At 72.0% G+C, this 12,497-nt stretch carries 11 protein-coding genes; 6 read left to right on the forward strand and 5 right to left on the reverse strand.

Features of this window, described 5'->3' with window-relative positions:
- The first annotated feature begins 168 nt into the window (after positions 1–168).
- On the forward strand, positions 169–1,065 hold the full coding sequence (locus HGK68_RS00205) for an NADP-dependent oxidoreductase (protein ID WP_169164149.1): 897 nt from the start codon (positions 169–171) through the stop codon (positions 1,063–1,065).
- Between the two features lie 273 nt (positions 1,066–1,338).
- On the opposite strand, the gene HGK68_RS00210 is transcribed toward HGK68_RS00205, so the two are convergent.
- Positions 1,339–2,328 carry a hemolysin family protein gene (locus HGK68_RS00210; RefSeq protein ID WP_169164150.1) on the reverse strand — a complete coding sequence of 330 codons (990 nt, stop codon included), beginning with the start codon at positions 2,326–2,328 and terminating at the stop codon, positions 1,339–1,341.
- Entirely contained in the window at positions 2,325–3,710 is a 1,386-nt protein-coding gene (locus HGK68_RS00215; RefSeq protein ID WP_206155769.1) for a hemolysin family protein, read from the reverse strand. Before HGK68_RS00215 ends, HGK68_RS00210 begins: the two co-directional genes overlap by 4 nt.
- 181 nt (positions 3,711–3,891) lie before the next feature.
- Between HGK68_RS00215 and HGK68_RS00220 the strand changes: the two genes are divergently transcribed.
- A complete protein-coding gene (locus tag HGK68_RS00220; RefSeq protein ID WP_169164151.1) occupies positions 3,892–4,710 on the forward strand; it encodes a nuclease-related domain-containing protein in 819 nt (272 codons plus the stop codon).
- A gap of 24 nt (positions 4,711–4,734) precedes the next feature.
- Positions 4,735–6,192: an amidase gene (locus tag HGK68_RS00225; protein WP_169164152.1), complete on the forward strand. Its 1,458-nt coding sequence runs from the start codon at positions 4,735–4,737 to the stop codon at positions 6,190–6,192.
- A 16-nt stretch (positions 6,193–6,208) separates the two neighbouring features.
- On the opposite strand, the gene HGK68_RS00230 is transcribed toward HGK68_RS00225, so the two are convergent.
- Positions 6,209–7,024 (reverse strand): PP2C family protein-serine/threonine phosphatase, encoded by an 816-nt coding sequence (locus tag HGK68_RS00230; RefSeq protein ID WP_169164153.1) that lies wholly within the window; start codon positions 7,022–7,024, stop codon positions 6,209–6,211.
- Between the two features lie 63 nt (positions 7,025–7,087).
- Positions 7,088–7,663, reverse strand: a complete 576-nt coding sequence (locus HGK68_RS00235) for a TetR/AcrR family transcriptional regulator (RefSeq protein WP_169164154.1) — start codon at positions 7,661–7,663, stop codon at positions 7,088–7,090.
- 172 nt (positions 7,664–7,835) lie between these two features.
- Here HGK68_RS00235 and HGK68_RS00240 point away from each other — a divergent pair, with 172 nt between their 5' ends.
- The 3 genes from HGK68_RS00240 (at position 7,836) to HGK68_RS00250 (ending at position 11,672) form a co-directional block, all read left to right on the forward strand.
- Positions 7,836–10,022 carry a beta-glucosidase family protein gene (locus HGK68_RS00240; protein WP_169164155.1) on the forward strand — a complete coding sequence of 729 codons (2,187 nt, stop codon included), beginning with the start codon at positions 7,836–7,838 and terminating at the stop codon, positions 10,020–10,022.
- Between the two features lie 71 nt (positions 10,023–10,093).
- Positions 10,094–11,350, forward strand: a complete 1,257-nt coding sequence (locus tag HGK68_RS00245; protein ID WP_169164156.1) for an MFS transporter — start codon at positions 10,094–10,096, stop codon at positions 11,348–11,350.
- 91 nt (positions 11,351–11,441) lie between these two features.
- Positions 11,442–11,672: a hypothetical protein gene (locus tag HGK68_RS00250; protein WP_206155770.1), complete on the forward strand. Its 231-nt coding sequence runs from the start codon at positions 11,442–11,444 to the stop codon at positions 11,670–11,672.
- Positions 11,673–11,750: 78 nt separating this feature from the next.
- Here the strand turns inward: HGK68_RS00250 and HGK68_RS00255 are convergent, their stop codons facing one another.
- A complete protein-coding gene (locus HGK68_RS00255; protein ID WP_169164158.1) occupies positions 11,751–12,377 on the reverse strand; it encodes a TetR/AcrR family transcriptional regulator in 627 nt (208 codons plus the stop codon).
- Positions 12,378–12,497 lie beyond the last annotated feature (120 nt).

Raw genomic sequence — 12,497 nt, forward strand, 5'->3', positions numbered from 1 at the left:
TCACATCACCGCGATGAAGAGGAGAAACGGCAGTTTCGAGGGTGAAAGTACCCGGGGCGGGTGGGAAGTCGGTGGCACACGGGTGAACGACCGATCACCTGTTCGGGCGACAGTGTTGGGCCAGGCGTAGCGTCGGGTGCATCGCATCCGCATCACGGAAGGACTCTCATGCGCGCAGCTCGGTACCACCAGTACGGCGACCCCTCGGTGCTCCGGGTGGAGGACGCCCCCGAGCCGCACGCCGGCCCGGGCACGGTGCGGATCCGGACCCTCACCGTGAGCGTGAACCCCATCGACTGGAAGCTGCGCCAGGGGCTGGCGGCGCAGATGATCCCGCTGGAGTTCCCGGTGATCCCCGGGCGGGACGCAGCCGGTGTGGTGGACGAGGTCGGGGACGGCGTCGACGGGGTGGCGGTCGGTGACCTGGTGTTCGGGATGGGCGGGGTCAGCGACACCACCGCGGAGTTCTCGGTGCTGTCGGCCTGGGCCCCGGTGCCGGAGGGCTGGTCGGTGGAGCAGGCGGCCTCGGCCGGACTGGCGTCCACCACGGCGATCCCGGCGCTCGCGGCCCTCGGCGACCTGTCCGGCAAGACCCTGGTCGTGAACGGGGCCTCCGGTGCTGTCGGGTCGGCGGCGGCGATCTTCGCGATCGACGCCGGTGCCCGGGTGATCGGCACCGCCTCGGAGCGCAACCACGCGTTCCTGTCCGAGCTCGGGGTCACACCGGTGCGCTACGGCGCCGGGCTGGCCGAGCGGATCGGGTCGGCGGATGCCGCCCTCGACGCGGCGGGGCACGGAGCACTGCCCGAGTTGATCGCCATCACCGGGTCGCCGGACCGCGTGGTCACCGTGGCCGACAACCATGCGGCGGGGGAGCTGGGCGTGCGGGCGATCAGCGCCTCCAACGACTCCGAGTCGCTGCGCACCGCCGCCCGACTCGGCGCCGCCGGGGCGTACCTGCCGCGGGTGGACACCGTGCTGCCGCTGGAGCAGATCGCCGAGGCGCACCGGGTGGCCGAGTCGGGGGAGACCGCCGGGAAGATCGTCATCCGGATCACCGACTGACGGCACGCCGCGCCCGACGTCGGCGGTTCGCGCCTGAAGTCGGCGGTTCGCGCCTGAGGTCGGCACTTCGTGCCTGAGGTCGGCACGTGCCTGAGGTCGGCACTTCGCGCCCGAGGTCGGCACCTCGCGCCGAAGGTCGGCAGTCCGCGCCCGAGGTCGGCAGTCCGCGCCTGAGGTCGGCAGTTCGCGCCCGAGGTCGGCAGTTCGCGCCCGAGGTCGGCACTTCGCCGGGGTTGTCCCGGCGCGAAGTGCCGACCTCGGCGCTGGTTCCTGCTAGGCGGCGACCGGGAAGAGGCGGGCGAGGACGTCGGCCAGGGTGAGGACGCCGACGGTGGTGCCGCCGTCGTGCACCAGGGCCAGGTGCTGACGACCCTCCCGCATCCGGGTCAGCGCGTCGGCGACCGGCGTCTCGGCCGCCAGCCGCAGCACCGGTCGGACCAGCGGTGTGACCGGTGCGTCATCGGGGTGCGCCAGGGTGTCCCGGACGTGCACCACCCCGGCGTCGCCGACCAGGATCCGCAGGTGACCGGAGGACCTGACCGCCGACCGGACATCGGCCATCGTGGACCCGGGTGCCACCGCGGTGGGTGCGCCGGTCGGCCGGACCAGATCGCGGACGGTGAGGTCCTGCAGCTCCAGCGCGCCGGTGATCTGCGCGGAGTAGGCCGAGTCGAGGGCACCGACATTCGCCGAGTGCTCGACCAGGTGCCGCAGGTCGTCCGGGTTCTGGCCGGTGGCCACCTGGTCGGCGGGCTGCACGCCCACCCGGCGCAGACACCAGTTCGCCGCCTCGTTCAACGCGCGCAGCAGCGGCCGGGTCAGCCACATGAACGCCCGCATCGGTGTGGCCAGCATGATCGCCGAGGTCTCCGGGTGCGCGATCGCCCAGGACTTCGGTGCCATCTCCCCGACCACCAGGTGCAGGAAGGTGACGATGATCAGCGCCAGGACGAACCCGGCGACGTCCGCCAGCCACAGCGCCACACCCCAGCCCTCGAACAGCGGGGTGAGCCAGTGGTGCACGGCGGGCTTGGTGATCGCACCCAGGGCCAGGGTGCAGGCGGTGATCCCGAGCTGCGATCCGGCCAGCAGCACCGTCAGCTCGGTGGAGCTGCGCAGCGCGGCCCGGGCGGAACGACTGCGCGGCGCTGCCTCCTCCAACCGGTAACGCTTGGCGGCGAGGGCCGCGAACTCCACCGCGACGAAGAACGCGCTCAGCGCGATCAGGGCGATGGTGATGACCACGACGGTCAGGGCGCTCATCGGGCGGCCTCCCACTCGGTGCGCTCGGCGTCGGTCGGTGGCGGATCGGCCGGGACGGTCACCCGGACCCGGGCCGGGACGTGCCGCTCCAGCTCCAGAACGTCCACCCGCATCCACACCGGATCCGGGGTCTCGGTCAGTGCCAGGTCGCCCGGGTCACCGGGGAGCAGGACGACGACGCTGGTGCCGACCTCGGGCAGTGACCCGTGCTCGGCGATCACCAGGCCGGCGATCGTCTCGTAGTCGCCGGCGGGCAGGTCACGGCCGACGGCACGCTCCACCTCGTCGACGTGGACGTCGCCGGGCATGGTCCACGACCCGTCCTCGTCCACCGGCGACTGCACCGTCTCGGTGTCGTGCTCGTCGGTGATCTCCCCGACCAGCTCCTCGGCGAGGTCCTCGAAGGTGAGCACCCCGGCGAGTCCGCCGTACTCGTCCAGCACGCAGGCGAGCTGGTTGCGGGTGGTGGCCAGTCGACGCAGGGCGTCGGGCAGGGACATCGAGGTCGGGATCAGCTCGGGGCGGCGCATCATCCGCTCCACCGGCTCGGACGCGTCGGTGGCGACCAGCACGTCCTGCAGGTGCACCACGCCGATCACCTCGTCCTGGTCGGTGAGCACCGGGTAGCGCGAGTGGCCCTCGCTCATCAGCTCGCGGACCTCGGCCAGCGTGGTCCCGGGGCGCACCGTGCCCACCCGGGAGCGCGGGATCATCGCGTGCTCCACGTCCTGATCGGGGAAGTCCAGGATCCGGTCGAGCAGCACGGACAGCTCGTGCGGCAGGTCACCGCTGCGGGCCGACTCCTCGACGATGTGCTCCAGGTCGCGGGCGGTCGCCGAGTGCTCGACGTCGTGCACCGGTTCGATCCGCAACAACCGCAGCAGCGCGTTCGACGCCGAGTCGAAGACCCGGATCAGCCAGCCGAAGACCGTCAGGTACGCGGTGGTCGACCCGGCGAGCCGCACCGCCACCGGCTCGGGACGGGCGATGGCGAGGTTCTTCGGGAACAGCTCACCGAAGAGCATCTGGATCACGGTGGACAGCAGGAGCGCGAGCACGGTGCCGACGGCGATGCCGACCCCGGTCGGGACCCCGACACCGCCCAGCGCCTCACCCAGGGCACCACCGATCAACGGCTCGGCGACGTACCCGACCAGCAGGCCGGTCACCGTGATGCCGAGCTGGGCACCGGACAGCATGAAGGACGTCCGGCGGGTCACCGACAACGCCCGGCGCGCACCGGCGTCACCATCGGCGGCGCGGGCGTTCAACCGCGACCTGTCCACCGCCATGTAGGCGAACTCCTGGGCCACGAAGTACCCGGTCGCCACCGTGATCGCCAGCACGACCAGCAGGCCGAGCAGCAAGGACAACACCCACATCAGATCTCACCCCCCGTCACCGGCTCGCCCCAGCGCGGGGGGTGGCTACTCGGGGGGTGACTACTGTCGCTGTCCATCTCTCTCCTGATCGAGGTACTGGGTCGACGCGTCAACGCGTGACGTTGGTCCTGGGTTCCCGGGGAGGGGCGACCGATCACTACCGTGACGGCCAGGGGGGACGATGAGCAACGACACCGAGAAGACCATGCGGTTGCGCTACGCCGGGCGATGCCGACTGTGCGCGGCGGAACTCACCGCCGGGACCACCGCCGTGTACGACCGGGCATCCAAGACGGTGCGCTGCGTCGCGTGCTGCCAGGGCGAGGCGACGACGGTCGCACCCGTGGACACCGGTATCGCGGGCGCATCCGCGGCTCGCGAGTACCAGCGCCGATCAGAGCGTCGCGAGCAGCGGATCCGGGCGGCCCACCCCCGACTCGGCGGGTTGATCCTCGCGGTGAGCGACGAACCGCAGAGCACGCGGGCCTGGGCGATCGGGGCAGAAGGTGAGCGACGGCTCGCGGCAACGTTCGAGGGACTCTCGGACCGCGGCGTCCGACTCCTGCACGACCGACGGATTCCCGGGACCCGGGCGAACATCGATCATCTCGTCGTGTCGTCCGCGGGGGTGTTCGTGGTGGATGCCAAGCACTACCGGGGCCGCCCGACGCTTCGGGTCACCGGTGGCCTGATCCGACCGCGGGTGACGACACTGCGGGTCGGGGGTCGGGACTGCACCCGGTTGGTCTCCGGCGTCCACAAGCAGATCGACCTGGTGCGGACCGCGCTCGCCCACGCCGGCGAGGAGGTGCCCGTGCACGGGATGCTCTGCTTCGTCGCCGCCGACTGGCCCCTGATCGGTGGGTCCTTCACCATCGACGGAGTGCGGGTGCTGTGGCCGAAGAAGGCGATCCGGGGATTCACCGCCGGTGGCGACCTGGCAGACGACCACGTCGAGCGACTGCACCGGACCCTGGCGACCGCCTTTCCGGCAGCCTGATCCGGTGCGGCCTACCGTGGCCCCATGTCCGCTCTCCACGACCGCACCGCCGTCGACCTGGTCATCGCCCTGCGTGACGGGTCGGTCACCCCGAGTCAGCTGACCGAGCACTACCTGGGTCGGATCGACGCGCTGAATGCCCGGGTCGGTGCCCTGGCGACGGTCACCCCGGAGCTGGCCCGGGAGCGGGCGGCCGGGTTGACCGAGCCGCACGGGGTGCTGTGGGGTCTGCCCACGGCCGACAAGGATCTGAGCAACCGGGCCGGGGTGCCCACCGGGTACGGGTCGCGGGTGTTCGCGGGGGAGCGGCGGTTCGTGCCGGAGGTCAGTGACGACATCGTGCGGACGCTGGACGAGGCCGGGATCGTGTCGCTGGGCAAGACCGCGGCACCGGAGTTCGGGTTCCCGTCGTACACCGAGACCCTGATCGGGCCGCCGGCCCGGAACCCGTGGGACCTGGACCGGGGCGCGGGGGGTTCGAGCGGTGGTGCGGCGGCGGCGGTGGCGAGCGGGATGCTGCCGGTCGCGCCCGGGTCGGACGGCGGCGGGTCGGTGCGGATCCCGGCGGCAGCCTGCGGTCTGGTCGGGCTGAAGACCACCCGGGGGCTGTTGCCCGGCGGTGGTGGCGTGGAGTCGTTGGGCGGGCTGGTCACGCACGGGCCGATCGCCCGGACCACGGCCGATGCGGCATTGCTGCTGGAGGGCATGCTGCCGCGTGCCGCCGATGGGACCGTGCCGCACCCGCGCACCCTGCGCACCACGGCCGCGCCGGCCGGTGCCTACCTCGCGGCTGCCCAGTCGCCCGACCCGCGACGGCTGCGGATCGGGGTCAGCACGTTCAGCGCGTGGGAGGGCACCTACGACATCCGGCTCGGTGACGACGCCCGGGCGGCCCTGGACCTCGCGGCCAGCACGCTGAGCGACCTGGGGCACGAGGTGGTTGAGGCCCCGCGCTGGGAACCGGATCCCTCGTACTCCCCGGCGTTCCGGACGCTGTGGATGGCCGGTGCGTCGGCGGTGCCGATCGACGACCCGGAGTCGTTGGCGTTGCTGGAGCCGTTGACCCGGTGGCTGGTCGGGGTCGGCCGGGAGGTGACCGCGCGGCAGGTGGTCGAGGCGGTGGCGGCGCTCGCCGCCTTCGAGCGCACCCTGGTCGGTCGGGTCGGCGGGTACGACGCCGTGCTGCTGCCCGGGATGGCGATGACGCCGCGCCCGATCGGCTGGTACGACGCCGCGGACCCGGAGCGGAACTTCGCTCAGCAGTGCGAGTACACGCCGTACACCTCGATGATCAACGTCGCCGGACTGCCGGCGCTGGCGGCTCCGGTGCACTGGACGGCACCCACGGCGTCGGCGCCGGGTGGGCTGCCGATGGGGGTGCAGCTGGTCGGGTCGCCGGGGGCGGAGCGGGTGCTGCTCGGGCTGTCGGCGGAGCTGGAGGACGTGCTGCGGTGGGGGGAGCGCCGGCCGCCGCTGTGGTGAGCGGGCGCGTCGCGGGTCACCGCGACAGATCCGCCACCGCCCCCAGGTCGTCCCCCGCCGCGGCACCCAGGAACCGGTACGGCCTCGGCGCGTCGTCCACCTCGCCGATCACCACGTCGGCCACCGCCAGGCTGATGTTGTCCCGGGAGTCGGCGGCCAGTGCGGCGGCTAGCAGGGCGTCGGCGGCTGCCTCGCGGTCGGGGGTGTCGGCCAGGATCGCCAGGATCCGGTCCTCCTCGACGTAGTCGGTCAGGCCGTCGGAGGTGACCAGCCAGCGGTCGCCGTCCTGCGCCGGGACGTCGAGCACCGGGAGGTCGGCGGTGTCCTCCACATGGCCGGAGAGCGAGCGCATGATCACGTTGCGCAACGGGTGGGTGCGGGCATCCGCCGGGTCCACCGCGCCGGAGTCGACCAGCATCTGCACGTAGGAGTCGTCACGGGTGACCCGGTAGCCCGCGCCGTCGCGCACCAGGTAGGCGCGGGAGTCGCCGAGGTGGCCGACCCGCACGGAGTCATCGCCGCCGAAGACCGCGGTGACCGTGGTCGACATGCCGTCGAGCTCCGGTTCGCGGCGGATCCGGTGGCCGATCTCCGCGTTGGCGGTGGCGATCAGCTCGGCGAGGTCGTCGGTGGTGAAGCGGTGGGCGGGCCGGTTCGCCAGTGCTGACATGACGCGGTGGGTGAAGGTCCAGGAGGCGATGTCGCCGCCGACGTTCCCGCCGACCCCGTCCGCGACCAGCGCGTAGTCGACCGAGGCGCCGACCGAGTCCTGGTTCTGGGCGCGATGGGGACCCGTCTCGGAGCGGAGCGCGGTGTGGAGGGTGACCGGCATTGGTCGATCGTGCGGGTGGGAGCGGGGGCGGGGCAAGTGGGGCGCGCGGATGGGGCGGCGGGGTCAGCTCCCGAGCAGCCGATCGGCGAGCTGCCGCCAGGCGGTGGGCAGGTCGACGCCCTCCTGGTCGCGCAGCCAGCGCAGCTGAATCCCGTCCATCGCGGCGAGGACCTCTCGGGCCAGTTCGACGGGGTCGTCGACGTCGGGTCCGGCGGCGGTGGCGAACAGGTCCAGCGCCCAGCGTTCGCGGGTGACGAAGTAATCGTGGGCGGGGTGGCTGGGTTCCAGGGACTCGGCGTTCAGCACCGAGTAGAGCCGGACGATCTCCGGTTGGCGGGAGTTGCGCTGGACCAGCGCGTCACAGAGCGCGCGGAGCGGGATGTCGGCATCGGTGCCGCTGTCGAAGACCTCGGGCTCGACGCCGAGCAGGTCGGCGAGCTGGGCCAGGTCCTGGGCGTCGCGGTACTCCAGGACGGCGACCAGCAGTTGATCCTTGGAGCCGACGTGGTGCAGGACGCCGCCCTCGGTGATCCCGCAGGCCAGGGCGACGTCGCGCAGGGTGAGACCCCAGAATCCGCGCTCGGCGATCAGGCCGGAGGACACGGTGAGGATCTGGGTGAGCCGGTCCGATGCGCTCATCCGTGAGCGGGTGGCACGCGGCGAGTAGCGGCTGATGGGGGGCTGCGACACCGGATCTCCTGAACTGGACTCTGCTGCTGGTCATTGTGGCAGAGGCACCTTCGGCGCTACCTTACTGAACACTGAACGAGCACTCAGTAAAACCCTCGACGATGAGCGGAGACCGAGTCATATGAGCACCACCGGCGCCACGGCATTCGACCGGGCGGTCAGCGCGGTCAGGAACGGCGCACCGGCTGCCACCCAGGCGGCCCACCTCTACGAGCAGCTCACCGACGCGGAGCGGCTCGACCTGTTGGACGGCGACCTGCCGTTCTGGCAGGGCATGCACTCCTTCGTCACCGACGGCTACAACGTCGACCCCTACCCGATGGGCGCGGTGCCCCGACTGGGGGTGCCCGGGATCCAGTTCGTCGACGGGCCGCGCGGCAGCGTGGTCGGACAGGCGACGGCGTTCCCGGTGTCGATGGCCCGCGGCGCGACCTGGGACACCGACCTGGAGGAGCGGATCGGCGCCGCCATCGGCGCGGAACTTCGCGCGGCCGGCGGCAACTTCTTCGGCGGGGTGTGCATCAACCTGCCCCGGCACCCGGCGTGGGGCCGCGCGCAGGAGACCTACTCCGACCAGCCGACCCTGCTGGGCGAGATGGGCGCCGCCCTGACCCGCGGCGTCCAGCGGCATGCGATGGCCTGCGTGAAGCACTTCGCGCTGAACTCGATGGAGAACGCCCGCTTCCAGGTGGACGTCCGCATCGACGACGCCACCTTGCACGAGGACTTCCTGCCGCACTTCCGCCGGGTGATCGACGAGGGCGCGGCCGCGGTGATGAGCTCCTACAACGCGATCAACGGCGAGTGGGCCGGGCAGAACCCGCACACCCTGACCACGGTGCTCCGCGAGGAGTGGGGCTTCGAGGGCACGGTGATCACCGACTTCATCTGGGGCATGCGGGACGGCACCGCGGCACTGCGCGCCGGACTGGACGTCGAGGCACCGTTCCGGCAGCAGCGCGGTGCGCACCTCGCCGCGGCGCTCGCGGACGGCACCGCCGACTGGGCGGACGTGCGCCGGGCGGCGCTGCGCATCCTGGCGACCCAGCTCCGGCACTACGCCGGGCGGGAGCAGGTCGAGCCGGACCGCGAGGTGATCCTGAGCGACGCGCACACCGAGCTGGCCCGCGATGCCGCCCGCCGGGCGATGGTGCTGCTGCGCAACGAGCCGGTGGCCGGGTCGCCGGTGCTCCCGCTGCCCGCCACGCTGGGTTCCCTGGCGGTGCTGGGCCGGCTCGCCGACCGGGCGAACACCGGCGACCACGGCTCCTCGGATGTCCGCTCGCCGGAGGTGACCTCCGCCCTCGCCGGGCTGACCGCCGCGCTGCCGGACGCTCGGATCCGCCACGACGACGGAGCCGATCTGCGCCGGGCCGCCGAGCTCGCCGCCGACTCCGAGGTCGCCGTCGTGGTGGTGGGCTACACCGCGGAGGACGAGGGCGAGTTCGTGGACGGGTCGGTGGCGACCCGGGAGGAGCTGCTCGCGATCTACCCCGAACCCGAGGATGACCAGCAGGCCGCGTGGCGGGACGAGGTGCTGTCCACGATGGGTGCCGGGGTCAGCGTCGTCGGGGCCGGATCGGCGGGTGGTGACCGGCGTGACCTGCACCTGCGCCCGGAGGACGTGCAGCTGGTGCACGCGGTGGCCGCCGCCAACCCGCGCACGGTGGTCGTCCTGGTCACGGCGGGGGCGGTGCTGATGGAGGAGTGGCACCGCGAGGTCCCCGGCATCCTGGTGTCCTGGTACTGCGGGATGGCCGGTGGGCATGCGTTGGCCGACGTGCTGCTCGGCGCGCACAACCCCTCCGGCCGGCTGCCCTACGCGATCCCGGCGGACGCCGCCGACCTGCCCGAGCTGGACATCGACGCCACCGCGATCACCTACGACCGGTGGTACGGCCAGCGGCTGCTCGCCCAGCGGGGTGTGCAGGCGCTGTACCCGCTGGGGTGGGGCCTGTCCTACACCGGGTGGTCGGTCTCCGGACTGACCATCGTGCGGGACGGCGAGCGGCTGCGCGGCGAGGTGACCGTGGCGAACACCGGTGACGTGGATGGTCGGCACGTGGTGCAGGTGTACGGCACCCGTACCGACGGCGACCGCACCGGTGAGCGCGAGCTGCTCGGCTTCGCGACGGTCACGGTGCCCGCCGGGTCGAGTGCGGTGGTCCCGCTGGACGTCAGCCTCGACCGCCTGACCCGCTGGGACGCCACCGGCGCCCGGTACGTCCTGCCCGGCGGTCCGGTGCGGATCGAGGCCGGCTCGTTCTGGGGCGACCCGGACGCGGCGGTCGGCACCGTCCAGCTCTGAACCCTGCGGGGCGGCGCTTCCCCCGGCGCCGCCCCGCAGTCCCCTCATTTCCTCAATGACGAGAGAGAACCATGTCCGCAACCACCTCCCCGTCCCCGGTCCCCACCGACGACGACCAGGCCTCGGTGCCGGTCAGGGGCGGTGTCGCCCTCGCCCTCGGCTGCTTCCTCTGGCTCGGGCCCTACCTCGGGGTGAACGCCGTGCTGCTGCCCGCCCGGGTGGCCGAGATCGCCCCGCAGGAGAAGACCGGCGTCATCGCCCTGCTCGCCACCGTCGCGATGATCGTCGCCACCCTCGCCAACGTCCTGATCGGCGCCTTCTCCGACCTGACCCGTTCCCGGTGGGGGCGACGCAGCCCGTGGCTGATCGTCGGGTCGATCGGCTCGGCGGCGATGCTGCTGGCGGTCGGTCGGGCCAGCACCGTCGGGCAACTGGTGCTGCTCTGGGCGATCTACCAGGTGTTCCTGAACGCGATCGTGGCGCCGCTGCTCGCGGTCATCTCGGACCGGATCGCGCCCCGGCACCGCGGCACGATCTCCTCCATCTACGCCTTCGGGTACTCCGCCGGGTTGTACGGCGGGCAGATCATCGGCGCGCAGTTCCTCGGCGGCCTCTGGGCCGGGTTCGTGGTGCTGGCCGCCCTGACCCTGCTGTCCGGGCCGGTGGCGGTGCTGCTGCTGCGCGAGCCGTCCAGCCGCGACCTGCCGCGCCGCCACCTGAGCAAGGCGATGCTGCTCGACTCGTTCAGCCTGCCGCGCAAGGACTGCCGGGACTACTACCTGGCACTGTTCGGGAAGTTCCTGATCATCTCGGCCACCTTCGCGATCTCCGGCTACCAGCTCTACATCCTGACCGACTACATGCGCCTCGGTGACGGTTCCACCGCCGGGTACATCTCCAGCATCGCGACCATCCTGATGATCACCGCGCTGGTGATGTCCGCGATCTCCGGCCCGGTGTCCGACCGGATCGGCCGCCGCAAGCTTCCCGTGGTGGTCGCCGGGGTGCTGGTCGCGGTGGGGGTGCTGGTGCCCGCCGTCTCCGCCAGCCCGTGGACGATGTTGGTGTACGCGGTGATCGCCGGCGTCGGGATGGGCGCGTTCAACGCCGTCGACCAGGCGCTCAACGTCGAGGTGCTGCCGAACCAGGACACCGCCGCCAAGGACCTGGGGGTGCTGAACCTGGCGAACACCGGCGGGCAGATCGTGGGACCGATCGTCGCGGCCGCGGCGATCTCCGCCATCGGGTACCGGGCGATGTTCCCGCTGGCGGCGGCGCTCGCACTGGTGGGCTGCGTGCTGATCCTGATGATCCGCCGGGTGCGCTGAGCCGGACCCGGCCCCGCTGCCTCGGATTGCTGAGTCCTCAGGTGCTCCATAGCCTGGGCCGGCCACATGACCCCGAGAACCAGGAGTGACGATGCTCAAGCGGTTGATCAGCGTCTCAGTTGCGATGACGGCTTTCGCGGGGGTGGGTCTGGCCACGGCCGGAGCGGCCTCGGCCTACAACGGCGGCACGGTGATCATGCCGAGCGCCTCCTCCTGCCGGGCCGAGGAGAAGCTGTTCCGCGACGAGGGCTACGTCATCACCCACGGCTGCATGCAGTTCTCCAACGGGTGGGCCTTCCACTGGTACGACCCGCGGCCCTGAGGCCTCGCGGTGCCTGACTGACGCGTCCGACCCGGGAGGGTCGGGCGCGTCAGTGCTGTCCGGAGGGGGCGGGCCGGCTCAGACCCCCGCGTCCTCCCCGACCACCGCCCGCACCAGCGCCTCGATCGCGAACGCCGACGTCTCGGCCAGCTCGACGTTCGCCGGGTCGAGCAGCCACTGCACCTGCAGCCCGTCCATCACCGCCAGGATCGCAGCGGCCGCGCGGTCGACGATGGCGGGTTCCTCGATGCCCCGCTCGGTGCAGATCCGGTCGAAGGCCTCGCGGATCTCCCGGCGCAGCGTCGTGTAGCGGTCCTGGAAGTACTCGCGCGCCGGGTGCTCGTCGGTGACCGACTCGGCGGAGAGGACGGCGTACGCCTGGACGATGCCGGGGCGCTGCTCGTTGGTGAAGGCGGTCCGGATCAGGTGCCGGAACAGCTCGATGCCGTCCGGGATGCGCTGCCCGGCGAAGTCCTCGACGTCGGAGCTGTCGCGGTATTTCAGCACTTCGAGCAGCAGCTGATCCTTGGACCCGAAGTGGTGCAGGATCCCGGCGTGGGTCATGTCGACCTGCTCGGCGATCTCGGTCAGCGGGCCGTTCTTGTAGCCCTTCGACCCGAAGGTGGTCATCGCCGCGCGCAGGATCTCCCTGCGCCGTTCCAGGGTCTCCGGGCGCGCCTTCGGCGTGCGCTTGGGCGCGCTCATCTGCCTGCCTTCTTCGCTGCGGTGGGGCGTCGGAATCGAGTGTAGGTGCACTCTGGACACGACTTACTGACAGTGTAGTAACCTCCCGGCATCACGTCATCGAGGACGGGGCTCTCCCTC

The sequence above is a fragment of the Cellulomonas taurus genome (assembly GCF_012931845.1).
GTDB lineage: Bacteria > Actinomycetota > Actinomycetes > Actinomycetales > Cellulomonadaceae > Cellulomonas > Cellulomonas taurus.

Bases quoted from the DNA above. Each gene is read 5' to 3' on its own strand.
- HGK68_RS00245 (WP_169164156.1), top strand. From the start codon at position 10,094: ATGTCCGCAACCACCTCCCCGTCCCCGGTCCCCACCGACGACGACCAG.
- HGK68_RS00240 (WP_169164155.1), top strand. From the start codon at position 7,836: ATGAGCACCACCGGCGCCACGGCATTCGACCGGGCGGTCAGCGCGGTC.
- HGK68_RS00215 (WP_206155769.1), bottom strand. From the start codon at position 3,710: ATGTGGGTGTTGTCCTTGCTGCTCGGCCTGCTGGTCGTGCTGGCGATC.
- HGK68_RS00220 (WP_169164151.1), top strand. From the start codon at position 3,892: ATGAGCAACGACACCGAGAAGACCATGCGGTTGCGCTACGCCGGGCGA.
- HGK68_RS00205 (WP_169164149.1), top strand. From the start codon at position 169: ATGCGCGCAGCTCGGTACCACCAGTACGGCGACCCCTCGGTGCTCCGG.
- HGK68_RS00230 (WP_169164153.1), bottom strand. From the start codon at position 7,024: ATGCCGGTCACCCTCCACACCGCGCTCCGCTCCGAGACGGGTCCCCAT.
- HGK68_RS00255 (WP_169164158.1), bottom strand. From the start codon at position 12,377: ATGAGCGCGCCCAAGCGCACGCCGAAGGCGCGCCCGGAGACCCTGGAA.
- HGK68_RS00210 (WP_169164150.1), bottom strand. From the start codon at position 2,328: ATGAGCGCCCTGACCGTCGTGGTCATCACCATCGCCCTGATCGCGCTG.
- HGK68_RS00225 (WP_169164152.1), top strand. From the start codon at position 4,735: ATGTCCGCTCTCCACGACCGCACCGCCGTCGACCTGGTCATCGCCCTG.
- HGK68_RS00235 (WP_169164154.1), bottom strand. From the start codon at position 7,663: ATGAGCGCATCGGACCGGCTCACCCAGATCCTCACCGTGTCCTCCGGC.
- HGK68_RS00250 (WP_206155770.1), top strand. From the start codon at position 11,442: ATGCTCAAGCGGTTGATCAGCGTCTCAGTTGCGATGACGGCTTTCGCG.